This is a genomic window from Ligilactobacillus pabuli, assembly GCF_022836475.1.
GTDB classification, from domain to species: domain Bacteria; phylum Bacillota; class Bacilli; order Lactobacillales; family Lactobacillaceae; genus Ligilactobacillus; species Ligilactobacillus pabuli.
Window position 1 is genome coordinate 12,812 of record NZ_BQXH01000020.1, and the last position, 25,854, is coordinate 38,665.

General features: G+C 42.7%; 24 protein-coding genes. 15 read left to right on the forward strand and 9 right to left on the reverse strand.

Annotated elements, in window-relative coordinates:
* Positions 1–301 precede the first annotated feature (301 nt).
* The 7 genes from LPAF129_RS09100 to LPAF129_RS09130 all read left to right on the forward strand — a co-directional run bounded on the left by LPAF129_RS09100 (position 302) and on the right by LPAF129_RS09130 (position 6,852).
* Entirely contained in the window at positions 302–1,534 is a 1,233-nt protein-coding gene (locus tag LPAF129_RS09100; RefSeq protein WP_244056450.1) for a replication initiation factor domain-containing protein, read from the forward strand.
* A 77-nt stretch (positions 1,535–1,611) separates the two neighbouring features.
* Positions 1,612–1,875: a DUF3173 family protein gene (locus tag LPAF129_RS09105; protein ID WP_225048761.1), complete on the forward strand. Its 264-nt coding sequence runs from the start codon at positions 1,612–1,614 to the stop codon at positions 1,873–1,875.
* Positions 1,872–3,005: a site-specific integrase gene (locus LPAF129_RS09110; RefSeq protein ID WP_244056453.1), complete on the forward strand. Its 1,134-nt coding sequence runs from the start codon at positions 1,872–1,874 to the stop codon at positions 3,003–3,005. Before LPAF129_RS09105 ends, LPAF129_RS09110 begins: the two co-directional genes overlap by 4 nt.
* Before the next feature lie 230 nt (positions 3,006–3,235).
* Positions 3,236–3,403 carry a hypothetical protein gene (locus tag LPAF129_RS09115; RefSeq protein WP_244056456.1) on the forward strand — a complete coding sequence of 56 codons (168 nt, stop codon included), beginning with the start codon at positions 3,236–3,238 and terminating at the stop codon, positions 3,401–3,403.
* A 166-nt stretch (positions 3,404–3,569) separates the two neighbouring features.
* On the forward strand, positions 3,570–5,792 hold the full coding sequence (locus LPAF129_RS09120) for a bacteriocin-associated integral membrane family protein (protein ID WP_244056460.1): 2,223 nt from the start codon (positions 3,570–3,572) through the stop codon (positions 5,790–5,792).
* Between the two features lie 5 nt (positions 5,793–5,797).
* On the forward strand, positions 5,798–6,466 hold the full coding sequence (locus tag LPAF129_RS09125) for an ABC transporter ATP-binding protein (RefSeq protein WP_244056463.1): 669 nt from the start codon (positions 5,798–5,800) through the stop codon (positions 6,464–6,466).
* A 65-nt stretch (positions 6,467–6,531) separates the two neighbouring features.
* A complete protein-coding gene (locus LPAF129_RS09130) occupies positions 6,532–6,852 on the forward strand; it encodes a hypothetical protein (protein WP_244056465.1) in 321 nt (106 codons plus the stop codon).
* Between the two features lie 115 nt (positions 6,853–6,967).
* Here LPAF129_RS09130 and lpdA read toward each other — a convergent pair whose 3' ends face one another.
* From lpdA to pdhA, 4 genes are all read right to left on the reverse strand, one after another.
* Complete coding sequence (lpdA, locus tag LPAF129_RS09135; RefSeq protein ID WP_244056466.1) at positions 6,968–8,374, reverse strand: dihydrolipoyl dehydrogenase; 1,407 nt, start codon at positions 8,372–8,374, stop codon at positions 6,968–6,970.
* A gap of 4 nt (positions 8,375–8,378) precedes the next feature.
* Complete coding sequence (locus LPAF129_RS09140) at positions 8,379–9,992, reverse strand: 2-oxo acid dehydrogenase subunit E2 (protein WP_244056468.1); 1,614 nt, start codon at positions 9,990–9,992, stop codon at positions 8,379–8,381.
* Positions 9,993–10,124: 132 nt separating this feature from the next.
* Positions 10,125–11,102 carry an alpha-ketoacid dehydrogenase subunit beta gene (locus LPAF129_RS09145; protein WP_244056470.1) on the reverse strand — a complete coding sequence of 326 codons (978 nt, stop codon included), beginning with the start codon at positions 11,100–11,102 and terminating at the stop codon, positions 10,125–10,127.
* Between the two features lie 2 nt (positions 11,103–11,104).
* Positions 11,105–12,196 (reverse strand): pyruvate dehydrogenase (acetyl-transferring) E1 component subunit alpha, encoded by a 1,092-nt coding sequence (gene pdhA / locus LPAF129_RS09150; RefSeq protein WP_244056472.1) that lies wholly within the window; start codon positions 12,194–12,196, stop codon positions 11,105–11,107.
* A gap of 522 nt (positions 12,197–12,718) precedes the next feature.
* Between pdhA and LPAF129_RS09155 the strand changes: the two genes are divergently transcribed.
* The gene (locus LPAF129_RS09155; RefSeq protein ID WP_244056473.1) at positions 12,719–12,973 is read left to right on the forward strand and encodes a hypothetical protein; all 255 of its coding nucleotides are present in this window, start codon (positions 12,719–12,721) and stop codon (positions 12,971–12,973) included.
* 607 nt (positions 12,974–13,580) lie between these two features.
* Here LPAF129_RS09155 and LPAF129_RS09160 read toward each other — a convergent pair.
* On the reverse strand, positions 13,581–15,752 hold the full coding sequence (locus tag LPAF129_RS09160) for a type IA DNA topoisomerase (protein ID WP_244056475.1): 2,172 nt from the start codon (positions 15,750–15,752) through the stop codon (positions 13,581–13,583).
* Between the two features lie 218 nt (positions 15,753–15,970).
* Between LPAF129_RS09160 and LPAF129_RS09165 the strand changes: the two genes are divergently transcribed.
* From LPAF129_RS09165 to LPAF129_RS09180, 4 genes are all read left to right on the forward strand, one after another.
* Positions 15,971–16,450, forward strand: a complete 480-nt coding sequence (locus tag LPAF129_RS09165; protein WP_244056477.1) for a glutathione peroxidase — start codon at positions 15,971–15,973, stop codon at positions 16,448–16,450.
* Positions 16,451–16,618: 168 nt separating this feature from the next.
* Positions 16,619–17,284: an ABC transporter ATP-binding protein gene (locus tag LPAF129_RS09170; RefSeq protein ID WP_244056479.1), complete on the forward strand. Its 666-nt coding sequence runs from the start codon at positions 16,619–16,621 to the stop codon at positions 17,282–17,284.
* Positions 17,268–18,023, forward strand: a complete 756-nt coding sequence (locus LPAF129_RS09175; RefSeq protein WP_244056482.1) for an ABC transporter permease — start codon at positions 17,268–17,270, stop codon at positions 18,021–18,023. The genes LPAF129_RS09170 and LPAF129_RS09175 overlap by 17 nt, the downstream gene beginning before the upstream one ends.
* A gap of 114 nt (positions 18,024–18,137) precedes the next feature.
* Positions 18,138–18,641 carry a dihydrofolate reductase gene (locus tag LPAF129_RS09180; protein WP_244056484.1) on the forward strand — a complete coding sequence of 168 codons (504 nt, stop codon included), beginning with the start codon at positions 18,138–18,140 and terminating at the stop codon, positions 18,639–18,641.
* A gap of 79 nt (positions 18,642–18,720) precedes the next feature.
* On the opposite strand, the gene LPAF129_RS09185 is transcribed toward LPAF129_RS09180, so the two are convergent.
* Together LPAF129_RS09185 and LPAF129_RS09190 are read right to left on the reverse strand one after the other, a co-directional pair.
* Positions 18,721–20,223, reverse strand: a complete 1,503-nt coding sequence (locus tag LPAF129_RS09185) for an FAD-dependent oxidoreductase (RefSeq protein WP_244056488.1) — start codon at positions 20,221–20,223, stop codon at positions 18,721–18,723.
* A gap of 258 nt (positions 20,224–20,481) precedes the next feature.
* Positions 20,482–21,222, reverse strand: a complete 741-nt coding sequence (locus tag LPAF129_RS09190) for a helix-turn-helix transcriptional regulator (RefSeq protein ID WP_244056490.1) — start codon at positions 21,220–21,222, stop codon at positions 20,482–20,484.
* Between the two features lie 825 nt (positions 21,223–22,047).
* Between LPAF129_RS09190 and LPAF129_RS09195 the strand changes: the two genes are divergently transcribed.
* The 3 genes from LPAF129_RS09195 to LPAF129_RS09205 all read left to right on the forward strand — a co-directional run bounded on the left by LPAF129_RS09195 (position 22,048) and on the right by LPAF129_RS09205 (position 23,373).
* The gene (locus LPAF129_RS09195; RefSeq protein ID WP_244056493.1) at positions 22,048–22,467 is read left to right on the forward strand and encodes a pyridoxamine 5'-phosphate oxidase family protein; all 420 of its coding nucleotides are present in this window, start codon (positions 22,048–22,050) and stop codon (positions 22,465–22,467) included.
* 86 nt (positions 22,468–22,553) lie between these two features.
* Positions 22,554–22,949 carry a group-specific protein gene (locus LPAF129_RS09200; protein ID WP_244056496.1) on the forward strand — a complete coding sequence of 132 codons (396 nt, stop codon included), beginning with the start codon at positions 22,554–22,556 and terminating at the stop codon, positions 22,947–22,949.
* Between the two features lie 25 nt (positions 22,950–22,974).
* Entirely contained in the window at positions 22,975–23,373 is a 399-nt protein-coding gene (locus LPAF129_RS09205; protein WP_244056498.1) for a VOC family protein, read from the forward strand.
* A gap of 80 nt (positions 23,374–23,453) precedes the next feature.
* On the opposite strand, the gene LPAF129_RS09210 is transcribed toward LPAF129_RS09205, so the two are convergent.
* Positions 23,454–24,359 carry a metallophosphoesterase gene (locus LPAF129_RS09210; RefSeq protein ID WP_244056501.1) on the reverse strand — a complete coding sequence of 302 codons (906 nt, stop codon included), beginning with the start codon at positions 24,357–24,359 and terminating at the stop codon, positions 23,454–23,456.
* A gap of 199 nt (positions 24,360–24,558) precedes the next feature.
* Entirely contained in the window at positions 24,559–25,737 is a 1,179-nt protein-coding gene (locus tag LPAF129_RS09215) for an MDR family MFS transporter (RefSeq protein ID WP_244056504.1), read from the reverse strand.
* Between the last annotated feature and the right edge of the window lie 117 nt (positions 25,738–25,854).

Here is a 25,854-nt window from a genome sequence, read left to right on the forward strand (position 1 = left end):
AAAATACGTCCTACAAACAGTCTGTATATGTTGAGAGCGAAAGTTCTCACAGACCTTCCGGAAGGGTATTGCAACGCATCGCCGCCGTGCGCGGCGTGCAGCGCGAAAGCCGCTAGCGCGAGCGGCGGCGGTCGGCGTTAGCCGGCCGCCTCAAGCCCCCAGTATCTAATAGGGGGGCAGAGATAGGAACGTATTAACAAAACACAGGGTAGAAATGCCGAAGGCAAGGCATTCCCCGTAGAGACAGAGTGTCAACAGGCTAAAAAAGCTGTAAACACCAGAAAACAAAGGAGAGACGCTAATGCAAAATGATTTGACTGCGGGAATCGTGGTCACTGATTGGCTAGGTAAGTTCTGGGACTTGATGACCGAGCAGAAGTTGACGCAACAACAAGTGGCCGATAAGGTCGGGATCACCCGTGGTTACCTGAATCAGCTACTCGGCGGCAAAAAACCGCTAAACGACAATATGCGACGCCAGCTGATGTGTGCTTATCGTGAGCTATCCGGTGACGAAGCACTGACCATGTGGATCGACTATGTCCGCATTCGCTTCCCCACCCACGATGCTATCCCCATCATGACCGAGTTGTTGCAGATTAAGCCAATATTCTTCGCGCCGGACAACTGGGGCTTCTACGGCTATACCGGTAAGTTTGAACACGGCGCGATGCAAATCTTCACTTCACCAGAAGATGACGATCGCGGGACGCTACTGGAACTGAAAGGTGAAGGCTGTCGCGAATTTGAGTGTCTGCTACTTTCTCAACATCGAAGCTGGTATGACTTCTTTGAAAAGGCCAATGAACTCGGTGGTCATTACAACCGGATTGATCTTGCTATCAATGATTATGTGGACATGCTACCGGTGCAATACTTCATTGATAAGTGTGATCGCGACGAATTCACCTCAATTTTCCGGCGTATTCATAAAGACGCTAATAAAGAACACGGTGTTATTGGCCGCACGCTGTATATTGGTTCGAGAAAAAGCCAATTCTACATGTGCCTATACCAGAAAGACGCCGAACAGTTTTTCAAATATGGCACGCCGCTAGATCAGACACCAATCAAAAACCGCTTTGAGCTACGCTTAGCTGATGAACGGGCAACAAAAGCGATTGAGGCGTTGTTAAACGAGCGTAAGCCTGCCAAGGTGATATTTGGTATCATCAATCGCTATATACGTTTTTTAAAGCCCAACGGCAAGGCTAGAGAAAGTTGGCCGCTGGACGACCTCTGGGCGAATTTTATCGGCAAATACGGTGAGAAGCTTCGGCTAACAACCCAACCAGAGCCATTCTCTATCAAACGCACCTACAAGTGGATTGAGAAGCAAGTTGCGCCGACCTTGAAGATGTTACTCGCCTACGATTCAGCTACCGCCCAAGACATTTTGATGACGATGATTGCCAACGCTACTATCACGCAAAAGGAGATGAGTGTTCTACAAGCAATGCTCGCATCAACCGAAGAAATGATTATCCCAAGTGAGGAATCAAAAAAGAGCGACTACGCCGACCAAAGCAAGTAGTCACCCTTCACAGATAAAATATGGGTTCTATCTGGTTTGATTATCTCACTCCCGCTAAACTTTAGGAAGTGATTTGATTGAATATTAACGTACCAGCACAGCCAGTCTTCCTGACGATGACTAGAGCTGATCTTATTAACCTAGGATACAGTCAATCGCAAGCAAGCCGCATCATCAAAATGGCAAAAGAGTTGTTGCTCAAACGTGGCCTTGGATGGTACGGTAAGAAAGGCGTAGACCGTGTTCCAGTGGAAGCAGTAGACGCAGTATTAGGCTTGAAACTAAGCCAACTTGAGGGTGCACCAAGTGGCCTTTCCGCAGTTAAGGAGGAACTATCTTGACTACGAAAGACCCAATTGCAAAACAAGCGGACGGCACTTTTAGCTTCCGCGTGAGCTTAGGAACTGACAAACGGACTGGCAAGCGAATTCAAAAACGCGCCAGCGGCTTCAAAACGAAAACGGAGGCGAAAAAAGCAAGAGTTGCAATGTTGGCAGCTGGGGTCGCCGATGATGAGGACATCAAGAAGACGAAGTTTGGCGAGTTTATGGAGGATGTGTTCAAGCCTTGGTACAAAACCCAAGTGAAGCCACGCACCTACCGCCAACGACTGGTTTTGATGAACACCGATTATCTGACTAGGTTCAACGACATCATCATTGACCAAATTCGGCCGATTGATGTGCAACATTGGCAAGTCAGCCTGCTCAAGGACTGTAAGCAATCCTATGCGCGTACCATCAACATTATGTTAGGCCAAGTGCTTGAACGTGCTAAGGCACTGGGTATCATCACTGAAAATCCTGTGCGGATCGTTGGCCTCATCAAGAAGAAGAAAGCAAAAATTCAGTTCTGGACGCAAGCCGACTTTCAAAAGGTGCTTACTAAGACAAATACCGACACGTACACGGGCCGATTTGATTACACGATGTTGTGGTTCATGTTCATGTCAGGCTTGCGTAGCGGTGAAGCACGGGCGTTAAAGTGGACAGACGTTGATCTCGAAGCTAAGACCGTGAGTGTCAATAAGACGATGGACTATCACAACCGCAACTGGTTTGAAACGCCTGCGCCAAAGACTGCCGCTAGCCGTCGTACCGTGGCGCTTGATGATGATACCGTAGCGTGTTTAGGCGCGTGGCAGGTCGCACAAGCGGCGATGGTGAATTCCGAGTGGGTATTCTCACGCGATGGGATTCCGTGCTCTGACGGACAATTTTTAGACATTGTGGACGCGTACAGTACACTCGCCAAAGTTCAGCGAATTACCGTGCACGGCCTCCGCCACTCGCATGTGTCGCTGTTGATCAGCCTTGGTGAAAATCCACTCCAGATTAAAGAACGTCTGGGGCATGAGGATATCGAAACGACACTCGGCACTTACGGTCATCTCTACCCAAACAGTAACTTTGAAGTCGCAAAAAAGCTCAACGGGATATTCTCCAAAGAGGTGCCCGATGAGCCAAAATAATTTGGAAAGGGTCAAAACTGTGCCACCGTAAAATCGGTGGTGCTAGAAACGGTGATACCACGGGACGGGCGCGAAATGCGCGATTGTTCCCGGAAAATAAATAACTGAAAAAGCATAGTAGCGTTTTGTCTAAGCTGGCTCGGTTGATGTTGCTTTAAAAGCTAATAACTTAATCAGGTATTTAGGTACATTGATTAGCAAGTTATGGACTATTAATTTTAAGGAAATAAATGCTATTTATAGAGGGGCAAGCAATAATTGCTCCCCCTAGCATCAAAGCATGGTGTATAGTAGTTTTGAAAGGAATAGCGCTTACTAATCAAGAAATGGGTAATTCAAAGAAGAGCTACTTAGTTGTGGATGAAAATACAGGAATTTATTCAATGTGGGGGATTTAAAGATATTGAGAAATAATTTTTCGAATTGTGGTCAGATTTTTAGATTTTCTGGCTAGAAGAAACCAGGGACATTAGCTAAGGCTACCAAAACAATTGGAAGTAAGGCAGTACAAGCATATTGGTCATGCAAATAAAAATATTCTTACTCGGGAAGTGAAAATCCTAGATGATGAAGAAATCATTTTTTTCAAAGCGTATTCGTTGGGGCGGGTACGCTTTGATTTTAGCTCAGGGAATCTTGTTAATTACGCTCTTTGCTTTTTATCTTGGAAAAACGTATCAAACGTCATGGCAGCAATACTTAACTAATTCTGCTACATATGATGTATATTTAAATGATGTTGCTGATCAACGGGCGACACAAGTCGAAGACTATCTAACAGGGCAGTCGGAGCAAAAGAATCTATTGATAATTAGAAAAGAAAAAGGAAAAATGGTAGCTGGGGATGAAACCCTGAATATCGGGATCGTTGGGCGAACTAAACATAAGCAAGTTGATTTTTCCTTTTTTGATCAAAAAATTATTACGAGCCAAGATTTAAACCAATTACTTAACTCAACTGACTCATCTGCTAGCTTAGGCTTGGGGGATGGCTCAGTTCATCAGTTAAAAAAGCTTTTTCGCCCGCCATTTGCTGGTCAGACAACAATTTATCAACTGAATCAGTTAGTTAAAATGAGTGGCACCATTAATGGTCACTATGAATTAGTTGGTGTTAAGAATGACCAAGAATATCAGAAAATTCTGAACCAGTTAGCGAGCCTGACAGGCCAGACGCCTCAGAAACTGAAAAATAGTCAAATTGGCGGACTGGGTAACGATAACTTTTTATTGCTGCAATTATGTATTTTCTTTGCGGTAACGTTCATTGTTTTGATTGCTTTTTTTATCATCTTTTTTGTTCGTTCGTTGCAGAAATTTGGAACGTTAGTCTTGTTAGGGTGGACTAAAAAAGGAATTCTTTTTCAAAACTTAGCTCCGTTCTTAATCTGGTGTCTGTTTAGCAGTACAGTTTTGGCAGTGGGTTGTGCAGCTGGATTTGGCCAAATGACGTACTTTACACTATTTATGGGCATTTTCCTATTGGCAATCATAGCTAATGTCTTATTAACTATAATTGCCTACTATTTGGCTTCTTTAGTGATCTTGTTATTGAAAAACATTGAATTGATTCGAGGAAGGTTTCCACATAAAGCAGTCTATGCTTTCTCAGTCACAATTTATTTATTATTAAGTCTGGGAATAGTTATTCTTGGATTAGGAATAGATCAACCATTTCAACAGATTCAAGATAATCAGCATCTCAAGCAACAATGGCAGACGGTATCACAGATGGCGGTTATGGGTGATTTAAGTATTGGTGACGATACTGCCTCTGCTGCAGGAAGCTCTTCGAGGTTAGACCATGATCTTTGGTCAATGTACCGAGAAATTAGTCATAAAAAGGGTGTCTATTTGATTCATACGGATTATACTTCTCAAAAGTGGCTTAAGGAGATGCAAAATTCGGGTGTCTATCATAATTTGCCGCCTAAAGCTTATTGGCAGTTTACGTTTTCACCAAATTATGCTGCTAAAAATGGGATTAAGTTGAAGCAAGCTGATTTAGCAACCGCTGAAGCTGGAACACAGCTATTTTTGTTACCTGATTCTCTTTCGCATCAGCAACAAAAACAGGTGGCAGCATATCTAAAAGAGAGCGCACTAGAAGGAGTTAGTGAAGGTGATGTTCCCACTAAATTTGTGCAGAAAAAGAAGTTTAAATTTATGAATTATCATTTTAGTCAGCCAATTTTTACTTGGACTGATTCAACTAAAAAGCCAACGTATGCTAAAAATCCGGTGGTCTATATTGCAACCCCGGAAAACATGACTTATGTGACGACTGGCGGATTACGTGCCGCAGGTTTAGATGGTTATTTAAAATTTGCTAACGAAAAAGTTGCACGACAGTTGGTGACACCGCAACGAATCAGCAGAAATGGGTTAAAAGATAATCACGTCCGTTTCTTAACGGTCAACAGGTATGTTGATGGCATTCAAAAAACACTCGCGCTAACGATTCGCTGGTTTGGTGGCATTGCTTTAATTGCGCTGCTCTTGTTAGTTTTGTGTCTACTAGTGATCGCGACGATTTTTAAAACCGTTAATGAAGAACGATTAGCTGTCAAAAAATTCCTGGGTTTTTCTTTCTTACAGCTTTATCGCGTACCGTTAGTGGGAATTTTAGGCGTGCACTTGCTTGAGTTACTAGTCACGATTGTGTTAAGCAGTAAGATGGGAATTTTGTTAGTTGTAATTAGTTTATTCATTCAGCTAGGAATCTTTTGGGTGTATATGACTAGAAGTGAATTTAAACAAATTATCAAATTATTCAAAAGGGGCTAAATAACTTGGAAGAAATAATAGTTAAACAGCTGACCAAATCATACGGACAACGAACAATTTTAGATGGACTAAATTTTCAAGTAAACCAGGGGGAATTTGTGGCAATCGTTGGGCCGTCGGGTTCTGGCAAATCAACACTTCTCAATATTTTGGGACTGTTAGAGGAACCGACTAGCGGAGAAATTGTGCTGGCTGGCAAACAGTTGCCGAAAATTAATAGTAAGCAAGCCACCTTGATGAGAAGGAATCAGATCAATTACTTATTCCAGTCGTTTGCACTAATTTCTAGTGAAACTGTTTTTCAAAATTTATGGTTGGCAATGAATTTTGTCAAGCAAAGCTCAGCTGATAAGAAGCAAGCTATTCACCAGATCCTAGCGCGCTTAGACTTAGGACACTTAGAAAAAGCAGAGGTCGGGACTTTATCTGGTGGTGAACAACAACGAGTTTCTTTGGCACGAGCAATTCTTAAGCCAGGGGAATTAGTGTTGGCAGACGAACCAACTGGGGCCTTAGATCCAGTTAATGCTAAAATTGCTTTTGAGGAGATTGGTCGATTACGAGACGAGTATCATAAAACAATTGTGTTAGTTACACATAATATGACAGAGGCAAACCAAACAGATCGGATCATTAACCTGAGTGACTTAAATGAGATAGCGACTACTATATGACAAGTAAGTCGCAAAGTATGGTTACTAGAAGCTTATTGTACAGCAGGAGGGACGACGTTAGGAAAATGACAGATATTATTTATATTATTGCTGACGATTATAGCGATAATCGAGTAGATACTTTTGAGTTCTTACAAGAAAATAATGGGATGTTAGGAAAACGCAATGAGAACCGTACGCTATATTTGTTTAAGGTCAATTCTCAAGGAATCGTAAGTCCTGAAAATAGCAAAGTGCAGCAAATAGTGAACGTTTTGGGAACTACGGATTTGCCACTGGCGCTAGCTATCAAAAAAGGAGAATTGTTGACGGCAAACGAGTTATCTTCTTTATTTGAAGGTCTTGATATTCAAGAAGACGATGATGAAGGAGAGCCAGAAGACTAAGAGAGATGAGCTTAGCAGCTAGTGAAGAGACAACCTGCTTACAAACTTCAGCAAAAAAAGACATGTATTTTAGCAGTAACTTACTGCCAAATACATGTCTTTTTTATGATTACATTTAGATATTTGTAGGGAACCCGAGACCAACGTCGGCAGCATCCATGATTCCTTCGGCGAGCGATGGATGTGGATGAATAGTTAATGCGACGTCATCTAGAGTAGCTCCAGCTTCAATTGCTAGAGTTAATTCAGTGATCAGGTCCGCTGCGTTTGCACCAACGATTTGGGCACCAACTAATTGTTCGGAGTCCTTGATAAAGACGAGACGAATGAAGCCATCAGTGGCATTCATTGAGATCGCCCGACCATTAGCGGCAAATGGGAACTGGGCTTTTTTGACGTCGAGCCCTTGTTCCTTGGCCTGAGCCACTGTTAAACCAGTCGTGGCAATTTGTTCACTGGTATAACAAACTGCTGGCATGGCCCGATAATCGATCACGCTTGGCTTACCTGAGATTGCTTCTGCAGCGACTTTACCTTCATAAGAGGCTTTGTGCGCTAAGGCGGCACCAGCGACAACATCGCCGATCGCGAAGATATGGGAAACGTTCGTCCGACCTTGGTTATCAACGGCAATCAAACCACGATCAGTTAAGTTAACGCCTGCTTGTTCCAAGCCCATTTCAGCGGTATTAGCTTTACGGCCGACTGAAACAATGCAGTAATCAGCTTTGAATTCTTTAGTTTCACCATTAACTTCGGCTGTGATCGTGACAGAATCTGCGTCTTGTTCCGCTTTTTGAGCCATTGCCTTAGTATGAATGTCGATATTTTTAGCTGCCATATTTTTTTGAACAACTTTGACCATGTCAGCTTCATAGTTGGCAAGGATCGAATCCATTCCTTCTAAAATTGTGACATGGGAACCTAATTCAGCGTAGGCTGAGGCTAATTCACTACCGATATAACCGCCACCGATCACAACGAGTTCTTTAGGAACTTCTTTCAAAGCTAAAGCCCCGGTAGAATCAACGACCCGACCATTAAATTTGAAGTTAGGGATCTCAATTGGATGGCTGCCCGTTGCGACGATCAAGTTATTAAAGTTATAGGTCTGGGCAGAGTCGTCTTTGCCGATCACTCGTAAACTATGACCGTCTTTTAAGAAAGCTTCACCCCATAAAACATCGATATGATGTTTCTTGAAGAGACCAGCCACACCGCTAGTTAATTTTGTGACTACAGAACTCTTCCATTCCTGGGTTTTGGTGAAATCTAACTGAACATTTTCGGTTGAAAGACCGAGTGGAGCTGAACCTAAGGCAGATTGATAGCGATGAGCCGCTTCAATCAAGGCCTTAGAAGGAATACAACCAACGTTTAAACAAACACCGCCGATAAATTCTCGTTCGATCACGGTCACTTTTTGGCCGAGTTCAGCAGCGTGAATGGCTGCCACATAGCCGCCAGGGCCGGCACCAATCACAACTGTATCTAAATCTTCTGCAAAATCTCCAACTACCATCTATTTATCCCTCCATCAAAAGTAATTCTGGGTCGCCAAGTAATTCTTTCAAGCGGTTCATTGCGCGTTGTGCGGTAGCACCATCGATTACACGATGATCAAAGGCTAAGGTCATCTTCAAGACGCGTGCAGACTGAACTTCACCGTCCACGATCACTGGTTCTGGACTGATCTTACCAATTCCTAAGATCGCAACTTCAGGGAAGTTGATAATTGGGGTGAAGAAGCCGCCGCCAACAGAACCGATATTGGTAATTGAAATTCCGCTATGGCTCATATCACCAGCACTTAACTTGCCGTCCTTAGCTTTTTCGGTGTTCGCACTAATTGCACGAGCAATGTCAAACAGGCTGAGCTGATCTGCATGTTTCACATTTGGCACGAATAAACCGCGGTCTGTATCAGTGGCAATGCCGATATTGATATAATCCTTGAAAATACTTTGTTTGTTAGCTAAATCAACTTGAGAGTTGAAAATTGGGAATTCTTTCAAAACCACTGCCAGTGCTTTTGTGACATAGGCTAAGAATGTCAAATGGACACCCCTAGAAGCTGCCAATTCCTTGTACTTCTTACGGTGATCCCACATTGCATCGACAACCACATCGTCAAAAATGTGCACGTGAGGAACATTGTCATTCGAGCGTTCCATGGCTTTGGCTGTGGCAACCCGGATCCCAGACATTTTTTCTGCGTGTTCTGGCCAGTCAGCTGAAGTTGACACTGGAGCTGCAGCTGCTTTTGGCTTAGCTGGAGTTGTTTCTGTTGCAGCAGGTGCGCTAGTTTCAGCCGGAGCTTTTGCTGGACCATTAGCTAAGAAGCTGTCAATGTCTGCTTTCAGGATTTGACCGTGATTTCCTGTGCCAGTAATTTGTGTTAGATCAGCACCTTTGTCGCGAGCATAGGCACGAACACCAGGCATTGCTAGAACTGGCAGAGAATGGTCTGCTGGTTGACCAGATGGAGCTTGAGCCGTGGCTGGTGCGGGTGCACTAGCTTCAGCAGGTGCTGCAGCCGGTTGTGCTGGGGCACTTGAGCCGCTGACGTTTCCTTGACCCGCTGCGACAGCTAGTTCAACTAAAGGTTGGCCAACTTCTGCGGTTTCGCCTTCAGGTACCAAGATCGCAGTGATCTTACCAGCAACAGGTGAAGGTAATTCTTCAACTGATTTGTCATTTTCAATTTGAACTAAGTCGCCATCTTCAGCGACTTCATCGCCAACTTGAACATGCCATTCGCCGACAGTTCCTTCAGCAATTCCTTCGCCAATGTCAGGTAAGACAAATTGATAAGTTGCTTGGTCACTGGCTGAAGCAGCTGGTGCAGGTGCTGCTGGAGTTGTAGCAGTTTCTGTGGCAGCAACATTCCCTTTGCCGTCAGCAACTTCTAATTCAACTAAGGCTTGGCCAACTTCTGCGGTTTCGCCTTCTGGTACTAAGATCGTAGTGACTTTACCAGCAACAGGTGAAGGCAGTTCTTCGACTGATTTGTCATTTTCAATTTGAACTAAATCGCCGTCTTCTGCCACTTCATCACCAACCTGAACATGCCATTCGCCAATTGTACCTTCAGCGATTCCTTCGCCAATATCAGGTAGGTTAAATTGATATTTCTCCATGTGTTATATACCCCCGTAAATGTTTGATGCCAGTGAGGCGGCAGCAGGTTTGACGTAAAAACTCATATCGCAGTCAAAAGCATGCAATATGAGCGCTTAGTCAGACGTGCTGACAGTTCCTCAGCAGCTTGATCAGTAGTTGATAATTTCTTTAACTTTAGTTACGATATCAGCTTTGTTTGGCAACCAGGTCTCTTCAGCTTCACTGAATGGGTAAGGAGTATCTGGTGCGGAAACACGGCCAATTGGTGCTTCAAGGGATAAGATAGCTTTTTCAGCGATCACTGAAGCAACTTGTCCCATGACACCAGCCTGATTTTGAGCCTCTTGGACCAAGACAGCTCGGCCAGTCTTTTTAACGGTGGCAGTAATTGCCTCTTCATCAAGTGGTGAAACTGTCCGTAAGTCGAGTACTTCAACATCGATGCCTTCTTTGGCCAATTCTTCTGCGGCCTTTAAGCTTTCGCGGACCATGTAACCATAAGTGATGATCGACAGGTCTTTGCCGGCACGTTTGACATCCGCAGTGTCTAACGGAACAGTATAAGACTCTTCTGGAACTTCCTCTTTAAAGGAACGGTAGAGTTTCATATGTTCTAAGAAGACAACTGGGTCATCGGAACGAATTGCAGAAGCCAATAAGCCTTTAGCGTCATATGGGCCGCTAGGAATAACTACCCGCAGTCCAGGAGTTTGGGCCATTAAGCCTTCCAAACTATCAGCGTGTAGCTCTGGTGTATGCACACCGCCGCCAAATGGGGCACGAATGGTGATCGGCATTTTACGTGAGCCGCCCATGCGGTGACCAGTCCGGGAAATTTGCCCAGCAATTTCGTCCATTGTTTCAAAGACGAAACCAAAGAACTGAATTTCAGGAACAGGACGGAAGCCTTCAAGGGCGAGTCCCATCGCTAAACCGCTAATGCCTGATTCTGCCAGGGGAGTATCAAAAACGCGGTCGGCACCGTTGGCATCTTGTAGTCCGTCAGTGGCACGGAACACACCACCATTACGGCCAACATCTTCACCAAAAACTAATACTTTTTCGTCGCGTTTGATTTCTTGATCTAGACTCTGGGTAATGGCCTTGACCATTGATAATTTAGCCATTCTTAGTCACTCTCCTTTGCAGTATAAGCAGCAATTTCTGCCTGAATTGTCGGTGGGGTGTCAACAAAGGTATTCTTTAAGAAGTCGCTGACCTTTTGTGGTGCGATACTTTCTGTTTTCTTAATTGCGTCATTAATTTCTTGGTTAACTTCTTCTTCCCAAGCTTGTTCTTTTTCAGTCGTCCAGAGACCTTTATCGGTCAGATACTTCCGCATTCTGATCAATGGGTCTTTACGTTGCCAGTCATCAACTTCAGCTGAAGTTCTGTAACGTTTAGGATCGTCACCTGAAAGTGTATGTGGACCATAACGGTAAGTTAAGGTTTCAATCAATACAGGTCCGTTACCAGCGGCTGCCCAGTCACGTGCGGCCTTGGTTGCTGCGTAAACGGCGAGGGCGTCCATCCCATCAACTTGGATCCCAGGGATTCCGGCGGCAACTGCTTTTTGTGCTAAAGCGGGAGCGGCAGTTTGTTTGTCACGCGGAACGGAAATTGCATAGCCGTTATTTTGCACGATAAAGACTGCTGGAGCTTGGAAGGCACCCGCGAAGTTGATCCCTTCGTAGAAGTCGCCTTGAGAAGTTCCGCCATCACCAGTGTAAGTGTAAGCAACTGTTTTTTTAGCGTTTTTCTTGATCCCTAAAGCGACCCCAGCTGTTTGAACATATTGCGCACCAATAATAATCTGGGGCGGCAATGCTTGGAAATCGTCAGGGTACTTATTACCGTCAACGTGACCGCGGGACCATAAGAAAGCTTGGTACAATGGCAGTCCGTGTTGAACTAATTGAGGTACATCACGGTAAGCAGGGAGAATAAAGTCGTCAGGGGTCATCGCAAAATTAGAACCGATCTGACTAGCTTCTTCACCAGAAGTTGGTGCGAAGAATCCTAGTCGTCCTTGACGGTTTAACTTGGTGGAGCGTTCATTTAGAACACGGGACCAGACCATCTGTTTAAAAAGTTCTGTGAGTTGCTCGTCAGTGAGTTCTGGAACTAGATCCTCGTTGACGATCGTGCCGGTTTCATCCAAGATACTGAGTGTCTCAGTCTCAGGGGTGTGTTTGAGCTGTTCGAAATCTATTTTTTTCATTGGTAAATTTCCCTCCTCAAAAACTGGTTTGATTACTTGATGAAAAGCCTTACCAGAGCGCTTTCATGGTTAATGCTAATACGTTTTGGTAAAAATGTAAACATAAACAAACTATGCACATTCTTTAAAAGTTTTGAATGATTGCTGGACAACAAAAAAGCCCTTAAAATAAATTAAAATTTTACAAATATGTGAAAGAAAAGACAATAGAAAGTGGGACAAATAGGAGTCTTTAGCCTAGATTCTTCCTTAGTACCACTGATTTTCACTGATATGCTGAGGGCGGAGATAAGGCTGGAATGGTGGGCTAGCTATTAGCTAAAACTAAATTATTTGATATTAATTAGTAAAAGTTTAGCGATGAAATCATTAAAAAACACGAAGATAGGTTTTGCAAGACCAATAAACTAGACAAAAAGATAAAAAAAGTCTTATTTTATAATAAGTGTAAGCGTTCACTTGCGGAGTTGATCGACTTTCCGTTAGAATTTATTTATTCAGCTAAAAGAGAGAGGTAAAGACATGGCAACAAAATTTGTGGCTTATCCAGTGGTGATCACACCAGAAAAAAACAATGAGTATTACGATTACTTAGTATTTCTCCCAGATTTTGGCGCTTATTGTCAGGCCAATAGTATTTTGGGAGCACTCAGGGTGGCAGCCAAGTTCATCACTAATTATAGTATGACTGCAGCTTTACCGGAGATGAAATTAGAGTTACCACCGGCCAGTGGGGAACAGGTGGTAACGTTTGTCAATGCACAAATCACAGAGTGAAATAAGCCGGTTAAGACTCGAGCACTATCATAGCCTAGTTTTTAATGCGTTTTTGGCATTGAAAGCTAGGCTGAGATAGGCGGAAAGTCTTGGTTTGAGTAACTCGACTAAGATCACAGAGTGAAGTGAGACGGGAAAAAGCGAGCACCATCGGAACCTAGGGACTAATGCGATTTAGGCATTGGTTCCTGGGTTGGGATGGGCGGAACTTTTTGTCTCATGTAACTCGACTAAAAATCACAGAGTGAAACAAAGCGGTAGTTCCCGAGCATATCGGAGCTTAACCTTTAATGTGGGCTTGGCATTGGAGGTTGGGCTTGGATAGGCGGAAGGAACTGCTTTGAGTAACTCGACTAAAACAGAGTGAAACAAAGCGTTGACGAGGATGGGTTCTGTGGATGCTGGCAAGATAGCCGTCCCAAGTTTGGAGAAGTAGCACCATCAATCGGGATAGCCGTCCCAAGTTTGAAAAAGTAGTGCCGTCAATCGGGATAGCCGGTCTTAGTTTTGGAAAGTACGACCAGCAAACAAAAAATAGCGCAAAAAAAGCTTGTAATACCAGAAAATGATTTCTGATACTGCAAGCTTTAGTTTTGGATGCTGATAGTTACTGCTTGAAGATAAATTGGAGCTTTCCATCGACGAGTTTTAATTTTGCGGCAAACTTATGGCCAGTTTTTTTGGACTTAAAGCCTTGTAATTGAGCCGTTTCGCCGGTCGCAACGAGTGCTTTAACAGCGGTTTTGGGTAAGAGCTTCGAACTCCAACGCTTGGGTAAAATAAATTTGCAGGCTGGAGTTTGATGGTAATTAGTACAGCCGTAAACTTTACCCTTATCCACGATTTTGCCTTGCCGACACAAAGGACAGGTCCCAAAAGAAGTTTCTTTTGGAGCGGCCGGGGTCGTTTCTTTTTGCTGAGCGACCTGTTGGCTTAAACTGGTGCTGTTTTGTAACTGCTCGGGAACTTCAGTCAGTAATTTTTGAATAAACTTTTGAATCTGGCTGAGGAAGTTTTCCGGTGTACGCTGTTTTTGTCCAATTTGTTTTAAGGCGACTTCCCACTTGGCGGTCATTGCCGGGCTAGTTAAGAGCGGTTCTAACTCAACCGCAGTACATAGGGTATTACCAGCTGGGCTAACATGGAGCTGGTTTTTTTGCGCAATTAAATAGCCGCGTTTTTTCAAGACTTCCAAGATATTAGCGCGCGTCGCTTCGGTTCCAATGCCCTCGGTATCCTTTAAAATGGCCTGCGCTTCTTGGTCGTCTAAAGTTTTGCCGGCAGTTTTCATGGCAGTGATCAGGGTCCCTTCAGTAAAGGCTGCGGGCGGTTGCGTCATTTTTTGTTCTGATTTGACCGTCGCTGTGACCGCCTGACCAGACTGAACTGCTGGCAAGATCGGCGTCTCTTTTCCAGCGGCCTTGCGCTGAGGAAAGAGAGCTTTCCAGCCAAGAACAGTGGGTACTTTACCAACAGCCTTAAAGAGTGCGTGTCCGACCTGGGTGTGGACGGTCGTTTCTTCGTATTGATACGGTCCGGCAAACATGCCTAAAGTGGTCCGCAAGACGAGGTTGTAGACCTGTTGTTGCAGGCGGGGCAACTTCTGCAGGCGAGCGAGTGTCGGGACAGTTTTAGTCATGATGATCGCATGATGTTCTTGGACCTTGGCACCGTTAACGTAGCGAGCTTGCGGCTTGGTGTCAGGAAAGGGCACTTCTTGTTTGGTTAAACGAGCATATTTCTGCAAGTTGGCAGCTAAGTAATTAAATTCTTGGTTAGTCAAATAATTGCAGTCGGTTCTAGGGTAAGTCAAAAGCTTCGCCTCGTATAACGCTTGGGCGGCTTTTAAAGTCTGGCTCGCGCTGGCATGGTAGCGTTGGTTGATCGCACTTTGCAAACTAGACAGTGAAAAAAGACGTGGACTACTGGTCCTTTTGGCCTGTTTGCGAACGTCTTTTATGACTGCTGACTGAGGGCCGAACTGGACCTGCTGTTTGGCGAGAAACTGCTGGAGTTGAGGCTCGTCTTTAAAGCGTTGGTGCGGTTCGAGCGCTGCAGTGAATTGTTCTTTGTTGGCAGTCATAATTTGGGCATTGAGTTCTAAGTACGGTTCAGGCTGAAAGTTTTTGATGGCCTGTTCACGTTGGTAGACCATGTAGAGGGTCGGTGTTTGAACGCGGCCAATCGAATAGACGCCTTTGACTCCCGCTTTTCGTAACAATAAGGTATAAAGCGGACTACCGTTCATCCCCACGAGCCAGTCACTGATTTGGCGTGTTTGCGCTTCTTTGTAGGCCGAGTAATAATCCCAACCATCACGTAGATTTTGAAAACCAGCTAAAATTGCTGCAGTTTCCAGTGAATTGATCCAGAGGCGTTGAATCTTTTTTTGCTTGAGTCCAATGCGGGCATGTTCCAGGATGGACCAGGCAATGTTTTCGCCTTCACGGTCACTGTCAGTCGCAATAATGATGGTGTCGGCTTGTTTCAAAAGGTCCTTAACGACCTTAAATTGCGCCCGCTTTTTGGCCGGGACGATGAACTTGTATTTGTCGGGAAAAATCGGCAAATTTTTTAAAGACCAGCGTTTATATTTAGGATCATATTTATCTGGAGTTGCCATTTCAACTAAATGGCCAAAGCCAAAGGTGACTTTAGTCTGGGCGGGTAATACCGGATCGCTGACTTCATAATAGCCTGTCTTTTTAGTACTGCTTTGAAAAGCGTCAACGTAGGCGCGGGCCTGGCTGGGCTTTTCCGCTAAAATCACGGTTGTCATACTGTGCTTACTCCTTTATTTTTTTTGAGTTGGATCATTTTTCGCAAGTCGAGCTGCTGTTTCTACGATAGCACAGGAACAGATGTTTTGCACCACTATTTGAAAGCTGAGCAGGAAAGACACTAAGATTTACCTAAAAAAAGTGTAATTTCTTGAAGAGCTTTAGTTAAAAGTGGGACACTAAGAACGGAATTTAAAATTGAAGGGAAGTTGGTAAAATGAGTACGATCTATGATTTTACAGAAACAGAAATGAGCGGGCAGCCGTTAAATTTGGCAGACTACCAAGGAAAAGTTGTTGTGATCGTTAATACAGCCAGCAAGTGTGGTTTAGCGCCGCAATTAAAAGGCTTAGAGCAGTTGTATCAGCAATATCATGACCAAGGCTTAGAAGTTTTAGGCTTGCCGTCAAACCAATTTCACCAAGAATTAGACACGGATGAAGAAGCCAGTGATTATTGCCAACTGCATTATGGGGTAACATTCCCGATGACTCAGCGGGTACAGGTCAATGGTGATGATGCTGATCCATTATTTGAACACTTGAAAGATGAATCAGGGCACGGCGCTGTCAAATGGAACTATACGAAGTTTTTAGTCGGGCGCGATGGTCAGTTAATCCACCGTTACGCACCAACAACTAAACCAGAAAAAATGGTGGCTGAAATTGAAGCAGCCTTAGCTCAAAAAGAAGCTTAAGCTTGATGCAGATCCTTCAAGTTACCCGGTAGAAATGGCGGGTGGCTTGGAGGATTTTTTGGTGCTTGCAATAAATTTTATGTTGTTATATCCTATTAAGATAGCATTCATGGAAATGATTTATGTTTATTATAAAACTAAAAAAATATTAAATTAAAGGAGAAATAGATGAAACAGATCGTTTTTGAAAAGGTTGCTTATCAAGTTGGTCAGCAGCAGATTTTACATAACATTTCGCTGCAAATTGACCAAGGAGAGGTCGTCACGATTGCGGGACCTTCTGGGAGCGGAAAGAGTACACTAGTGAAATTATTAGCGTCCTTGTTAACACCAACAGCTGGCCAAATTTGGTATCAAGGCAGAGACATTACCCAAGAAGAACCAGTGGCTTACCGGCGCAAAGTCTCCTATGCAATGCAACAGCCGACCTTATTTGGCAAGACCGTCCGTGAAAATTTGCAATTTCCTTACGAGTTGCGACAACTGGATTTTGATGAACAGCGTGCGTTAGCTGGATTACAGGCAGTTGGCTTAACTGCCGTCTACCTGGACCGAGAAGTTAAAAATCTCTCTGGCGGAGAACGTCAACGCGTTGCACTTTTGCGGAATATTTTAATTTTACCGGAAGTTTTGATCATGGATGAGGTGACAGCAGGGTTAGATGCCAATAATCGTGAAATCATCGCTCAGCTGGTGGCACAACTCCAACAAGAAGGAGTCACGATCATCATTGTGACGCATGACGAGCAAGAAATCGCGCGGGCGAGTCGGTTAGTAGAAATAAAACAGGGACAAATCATGACAGGGGGTCAAGCAAGTGAATTTAGTCGTTAGTAATCAGGGATTGGCGTTAGCATTTATTTTAGTGTTAGTCACGATGGGGATCGCCTACCGGGAAAAATTACAGGTCAATCGTGACATTATTGTCAGTGTGTTCCGGGCAATTGTACAATTATTTTTAGTGGGTTACTTATTGAAGTATGTTTTTCGGGTGAATAACTATTTGCTGACGATAGTTTTAGCGTTGATCATTGTATTCAATGCCAGCTACAATGCGATGAAGAGAAGCCAGGGAATCACGCATGCTTTTAGAAATTCGTTTTTAGCAATTTTTGTTAGTACGGGGGTGACACTGACGGTCTTAATTGCGGTTGGGACGATTAAAATGGTACCGTCGCAGTTGATTCCAATCACAGGAATGATCGCATCGAATGCGATGGTGGCGATTGGGATTTGTTACCGGAACTTGAACCAAGCTTTTCGAGACCAACGACAACAGATTTTAGAGCGGTTGGCATTAGGGGCAGATTTGAAAGAGGCTTCACTGCCAATTTTACGGGAAACTATTAAAATCGGGATCCAACCAACAATTGATTCGGCTAAAACAGTGGGAATCGTGAGCTTGCCAGGAATGATGTCAGGCTTGATTTTTGCGGGAGTTGACCCGGTACGTGCAATCAAGTATCAAATTATGGTGACTTTTATGTTGTTGTCAACGACGGGAATTGCTTCGTTAATTGCGACTTACCTAGCTTATAAGTCGTTCTATAATGAACGGAAGCAATTATTGTAGAAACATCAGCGTATTTTAAAATGTTTCACGTGGAACATTTTGAGGATATCTAATGCTGAAACGGACAACAACGTGTATGATGAGAGATATAGAAACAGGGAAGGGAATGGTTCAATGTTAGCTTTTATTTGGGCTGAAGACAGTCAGCATGGCATCGGTTATCAGGGACAACTACCATGGCACATGCCAGCGGATATGAAATTCTTTAAGGAGACCACGATGGGCAATACGATCGTGGCAGGAAGTAAAACTTTTGCAACCTTTAAACGTCCATTACCCAAACGTAAAAATATCGTGTTAACTTCACAGGATGCACAGAATTTTCCGGCAGACGTAATCGTGTGTCATAGTGTCGAAGAAGTTTTAGCTCAATACAAACAAAACCCAGACCAGAAGATGTTTATTCTTGGCGGGGCCCAGTTGTTCAGAGACTTTTTGCCATATGCCACAGATTTATATCGCACGACGATCGAGCATGAGTTTGAAATTGACACCTATATGCCAGAAGTTGATTACTCTCATTTTATCTTAAGTGACTTTGTTGAAGGAGAAGTGGACGAAAAGAACCACTATCCGTATCATTTTGAACATTATACGCGAGTAGAACCGCAAGAATAAGTCAAACTTAATTCGCAAAAACACCAAGGAGCCTAAGTTGCGACTCCTTGGTGTTTTTGGTTGAAAAAGATGATTCATTTTAAAGAGTATTCCAGTTTTTCCCTAAGTAATACCCTTCAGTATAATTGTGTCCCAGGTTTAAACCACCAATCGTCAATGGATAATCGTTGCCACCGTAAAAATTACCTGCGACATTTCCTGCAGCATACAGACCAGGAATTACGTCACCATCTGGTGTTAAACATTGCAGCTGACCGTTAACTTCTACGCCTGAGTCGGCATGGGTCAGTCTAATATGTTTATGAATGCCGTAGTAAGGTGGCTTGTCGATGGTAGTTAAATATTTAGCCGGCACACCAAATTCTGTGTCCTCTCCAGCTTTAACCATTTCGTTATAGTGTTCCACCGTTTTGAGGAAGGTATCTTTGTCCTTGATTTCTAATAAGTCCGCTAATTCTTCCAGTGAATCAGCTTTGAAGGTCGCAATTAATTCAGGATTTACGCCTTGATGGTCGATCTTCTCTTGCGGCATGAAGTTCTTCAAACTTTCTGGGTCTGTTAGTGCCCATGGGAAATCTTTGGCTTTTTCCATATATTCTGAATCAAAAACTTGACAGTAAAAGCCTGTATCTTCTTTGGACAAAAGGTAGTTACACATTACGGCCATTTCTAAGGTTTCATTGCAAAAACGACGACCGTTCATTTTCACGCGTAAAAATGGTAGATCCCACATTGGACCTGAGTCCATATCATGACACATTTTAGTATGTCCGATGTTCTCAATTTTTCCGCCGGCCCACACGATCATTTTATGACCGTCACCAGTCCGTCCGGTTCGCTTATTTTCTAAGTTGATCGTGTCTGGCAAATAATACTTTTTCATTTCCAGGTCGTTTTGATAGTCACCTGTCGCAATAATGACGGCTTTTTTAGCGTTAAATTGGATGTATTGACCATCTTTTTCACCAATGACGCCAGTTACTCTGTCGCCATCTTTCACTAGTTGTTTGGCAGGAGTACTATAGAAAATTTCGACTCCTTCTTTAGCAGCCAGTTTAGCCAGGTCTTTCATGCCTGCGCCAGTATCATAAGGCTTAGGACCAAAAAATGAAGTTATGAAATCAATCTGATAATCATTATCTTTGATCAATTGAGCTTGAGCGCCATTACCCAAATCGGTAATTTGAGCACCAGCCTCTTTTCCTTTAGCAAGCAACCAAGTGAGCGCTTCGCCTGAGTTGTTGATCCAGAGATCGATCAATTCACGGTTAGGCCGATTATCTGAATCATTATCCAAACGGGTTGCTAAGTGGGCTAAGTCTGCTGGGTTGCTGTTAGCAACATTGATTCCGGCGCCAACGTTACCATTAGCTGCAGCTGTTGCTTCTTTTTGCACTAAAGCTACATGGGCACCATTTTCGGCCGCCGCCATCGCAGCAGGCACTCCTGAGGGACCTGCACCAACAACAACTAAATCAAACTCTTTGGTTTCACTAATATTAGTGATCGGAGCAGGCTTTTTTAGAAAGCGGGGGACATGTTCTGTATAAGTACCAGTGGCATTATTAATGCTAGTTTCCATAATTTAACAACATCCTTTCAAATGATTATTATGACTTGATTGCTTATATAAATCATTAGATTTATTGATTTTATGTAAGCGTTTAACTTAATAGATAAACTGTAGTCCTTTTTATCTTTGCTAGTCAATACATAAATGTTTATAGTAATTTAAATAACTTACTAACCTTTAATTTGAAGTTAAAAATTTTTATCTAGAAAAAGGAACAGCAAACATTGATATTTCAGTGTTTGTTGTTCCTGATTTAGTGATTTTTTCTTAATTAAAAGGCCACCAAGGAATTCCTTTGTTGACTCGTGGACCATCTGCTTTAGATGAGTATGGTAAATAATCAGCACCAGCCTGTTCGCGCATCTGGAGGAGAATTTGGTTTTTCCTAACTAAACGGGTACCGAAAAAATAGGAGCCTTTGTGTCGAACAAGAGCCCAACGATTCTTTTTAGTGTAATAACCGGTGTCAAACTTTAGCCATTCCCCTTGACCAAAAGGATCATCGGAAACAAAGGCATCAACGGGGCGAGTATCTTTGATCCATTCTTTGTGTTTGTCTGTGCCTTTGTTGTTGGTGACAGTGACTAGCTTATTTTTGGAAGGAGCTTTTTGAGGGAGAATAGCATAACCATAGGTAGTTCTCAAAAAGGGGTTAAAGCGATCAATTGTGCCAACTTGGTGCGCCCGACCGAAGCCGAGGAGACACAGCCAGAGTAAAAATAAAATAATAAGAGTGATTAAGGCAATGAAAAGACGTTTAAGATGTTTTTTCTCACGGACATCAGCACTAATTTTTTCAACCATCAGATTGTTCTCTCCTTTGAGTAGAGTGTCTAGGGGAATATTTAGGAGCTCACTAAGTTCAACTAAAGTATCCAGGTTAGGGAAAGAAGTTTCGTTCTCCCACCGAGATAAAGTTTGGCGAGTGACATGGAGTTGATCTGCCAAGCTTTGCTGTGTTAAGTGTAATGCTTTTCTTTTTTCGCGTAGGATATTAGCAAATTCCATTCAAAGAAACCTCCTTTATGAAGTTGATTATCCCCCATGAGATAGAAAAAGTAACGCAATTGTCGTGTTACATTAGGAAACCTAGCGGGATAATGTTGAGAAATGGCAAGATTCTTTTAAATGATGTCGGTTGGATCCCAGCAAAATTATTTCCCGGGACATAGGCTATTTATTGCCTAAAACAGCGAGTTGCCAGGGGGCAATTGAAATGTGCTAGGGGGGCAATTAACAATTGCTCCCCCTAAAATAGCCAAGAAAAGAGTAGCAAAACAGCAGGTATTGGGGGTGCTTTTTCAGTTTGTAAGTGAGGTGTTGTGGACAGAAAAAATAAGCTCAAGCAATATTCTCAATGGTTTAGAGCCTTGAATTTTTTGGTAATGATTATGGTGTTGTTGTCACTTTCAACTTTGTTTGGTAAAGAAACGACTTTGCATGTGGCGCTAGTCGGGCCAGAGGGTGTGATTGGGACTTTATACTCATGAAGCTATTAAGACTTCAAAAAAGGCCCACAAGTAGAAATAAGCTGATTATTCAAGTGAGTAGGGATGAGACTAAGGGGACTAACCTAAATTTTTCCAATAATTTTTTGTTCTTAGAGCACATAAAAAATAATCTATTTAAGCAGTAAATACTAATACTGACGAGTATTAAAGACTACTTTTTATGATATTTTTATTTCAATATAACGGACACAATTCATTGAAAAATTTAGCTATTTAGTACGGTATTTTCTAAAAAAGCAACCGTTTCATTTGCTATTAGAATGGGATACTGGTATAGTTTTAATGATGTATTAAAAAATAAATTTTTTGGAGGTCATGTTTCATGGCAAAATTAACTGCTGAAATGAAAGAATTATTTGCAAGCGAATTTCCTTTTCTAGCTACTGCTGACAAGGAAGGCAATCCCAAGATCGGTCCTAAAGGTTCATTGAAGGTTTACGATGATGAACATTTAGGTTACGTTGAATGGACAGGCAAGGAAGCCTTTGCTAACTTAAAAGCTACTGGAAAAGCAGCAGTTGCAGTTGCAAGCAAGCCAAAAAATGCTGGTTTCCGTTTTGAAGGTACAGCACATATTTATTACCCTGAAACTCCAGAATACGCTGAAGCTAAGGAAAAAGGTGAATTTGGCGACGGAATTGCAATCGTTGTGATTGACGTTGAACGCATTTACCAACTCAAAGCATCTGCTGAATCTGGCGATTTACTGGACGAAAGCAAGCCTGAACGCGAAGGTAAATAATTTACTTATGAGACTGCCGTAGAAATGCGGTGGTCTTTTTTGATTTAATTAAGCAAGATTTGGTAAGTGAAAAAGGAGTAGAATAAATGACCAAAAAATTTTATCTTGCATCTAGCTTCAAAAATAGTCCCTTAGTGAACCTAATTGCGACAAGACTACGAGAAAATGGGTGGCAACAGACCTATGATTGGACCAAGAATCAAAGAGCAGCTAGTTTTGCTGACTTGAATAAAATTGGTCAGGAAGAATATCAGGGAGTAGTCGAGAGTGATTTCTTTGTCTTTCTTTTTCCAGCTGGGAAAGGCGCTAATATCGAGTTTGGTATTGCGACTGCTTTGAAAAAGCCAATTTATATTTTTGATTGTACCAACGAGATCGAAGACTTTGCTGAAACAAGTACGTTTTATTTTTTAGATAATGTCCTTCGATTTAGCGGAGATGTTCAGGAATTTTTCGAGCTGATTTTGGAGAATGAAGGCTAACTGGGTAAGTTTAGTGGAGGAGAGTATGAGACGAACAGGAATGATTAATCATCTTGAAATTTACGTGAGTAATTTAATGGAGACTCGCTTATTTTGGGAAAGATTGTTAGTACAAAATTTTGGGTATCAAGTTTATCAAGAGTGGGAGTCAGGAATCAGCTATTGGTTAGATGAAACTTATCTAGTTTTTGTGCAGTCTCTGAAGGTTACTCCCCAATACAACCGGACAAGAGTCGGGCTAAATCACTTGGCCTTTACAGTAGAGACAAACAAGCAGGTTGATGAAATTCGTTCACAATTACGAGTTGCTGGATATACAGAATTATATGCAGACCGGTATCTGTACGCTGGAGGACAGGATAGTTATGTATTATATTTTGAAGATCCTGATCGCATTAAAGTTGAAATAGTTAGTATTGAATGAAAAATAGTTAAACAAAAGAGACGACAGTCAGCAAACTAGCTTTTGTCGTCTCTTTATTAATCTTAAAAATAAGTGGTTGCCTAATAATCAAACAGAGTAAAGGCATTGGATAAAACTTGATCCCAATCGTGGTGCATATCTTGGATAAAAGCATTTTGGACAGTGGGGTGTTTGGCAAAATGAAAGTTCAATGGTTCACCGCGTTCACTCAACCAACGCTTGGTGTAGTCCCACTCGTACCGATAACCGATCGGGCGGCAGTGCCAATTGATGTTATTGATCACCTTGACACCGTCACGTGCATGGATATGGCCAAAAACAACGTCAGTGACTGTTCCTTGGTAATTCGAAATGACATCACCAATGACTTTACTGCCTAAGACGCCACCCAAGGCGCGCCAAATCACAGCCTTACGATTAAATGGTGTCGGGTAAGAAATAAATTCTTGGCGTGGGACAAAGTGAGTTGCAATGATCACACGCTGCCCTTGGTGCTGAAAATCGGCCAACATGGTCGCTAAATGAGCAGCTTGTTGGCGACTGATAGTTGGATCTGGTTCTGAGCGCTGAATGTATTTATCGATCCAATACTTGTTTTTATAACTCGCCACGATGTCATCAGCGGGTTGCTGATCCGTTTCTCCGCGAGCGAAACCGTAGTCATACCAGCCGTTAAAGGGCAAGAGGACGGTGTCATGATTGAGCTGAAGAGGGGTAAAGTTTAAAAAACCTGCTGCCTGGTTGTTTTCAATACTATTCGTATTTAGCATATCGTGATTACCGAAATTGAAGGTTGTTGGTAAGACGGAGTTAAGGGTGGCAATGATCTCTTTGCCATCGCGAATGAAGTGATTGGTAATGTCACCTGCTATGTGCAATCTAGTTGCTCCCTCGTCTTTTAGATAGCTCGCGATTTCGGCGACATCCGCTAAAGTAAATTTGTTAATATCAACGTGTAAGTCTGATATAATTGCTAGTTTTCCCATGTAATTGCCTACTTTTCTATCCGACCCAAATTTGGGTGGTAAATACGTGCACTTCTAACTTAGCCCATCCAACTCATCTAGTCAATTGGTTGGCTTGAACAGTTGTGAACTAAAAAAACATCAAACTACGGGTTATGATTGTAGTTTGATGTGAAGTTTGCTAGTTGAGCTCCGTGAAGCATCAAGCTCCGCCCTGTGATTATTGGCGCAGATAATGGCGGTTAATGAGACTAAAGCCGAAAACTGCCAACCAAATGCAGAGTGTTGCTAAAATAAAGAGACTAGTATAAGAAATATAGTCGATGATCATGGCACCAATCACCGGTCCGAGTGCCCGACCGAGGGAGGTGGCACTGGCTAATGAGCCCTGGAATCTTCCTTTTTGACCAGCTGGGCTAAGGTTATCAACGAAAGTGGAAGCAGCAGGGTTAACCAAAATTTCACCAATCGTCAAAATTGCCATTGAAGCCATAAATAAGTAGTAATGAGCACCAGCGAAGAGCAAGACGATAAATGATGCCCCAATCAGGCAAAGCCCGCCATATAAGCGCATGTGCAAATGACTCATCAACCATTCATCGAAATAAGTCATAAAGGGCTGAATTAACACGATCATGATTCCGTTTAAGGTCCAAACAGAACTATAATGTTTGATGCTGAGCCCATTTTCGACCATGAAAGTGGCAATATTACTTTGCCATTGCTCATAAAAAATCCATAAGACGATAATGTTAAACAGCAATGCTAGTAATGGACGAAGTTTGTCGGCCGTTAATTTTTCTGCTGGTGGTAAGGCAGCTCCACGACTAATTGTACGTGTGCCTTCATGATTACGGTAGAATAAAACAACGATGATCCCGAAAATAATAAATAAGACCAATGAAATTGCGAAAACTTTACTAATGCCATATGGCAAAATATAGCCGACTAAAAGCGTTCCAATGACCATCCCTAAGTTACTCATAAAGTATAGAACGTTAAAGATGTATGAGGTCCGTTTATTTTTAACTTCAGTCGCAAATGAGTTGATCGACGTCAAATTTAAGCCGTTCCCAAAACCGAGCAGCATTAACCCCAGTGGAAAGGCAGGCCAGCCATTATTAAACATTAAAAAGGTACTGCCAAAAATAACAATGATACTGCCGACTAGGATCGTGTAAAAATGGGACCACCTGTCATATAAAAAACCGCCAATGGTATTTCCTAAAACGACACATAATGAGTTGCAGAGTAAGACTAAACCAGCAACAATTAGCGATTTTCCTAGGGTATCATGCAAATAAATTGTAGTTAGAGGCCAGATGAAGCTGGTACCGGTGTTGGCTAGAAATGAACCGGCAAACAGCCATTTAGCTGGCATCCCTGTTTGTTTTGTCAAAGTGAAACCTCCTCGTATTATTAAAATTAAACATTATCTTTTAAATCAAGTTTTAGTGATTATTATTACTTTCTTTGTTGGACACTACATGATAACCTCTAATTGTCATTGGCTTTG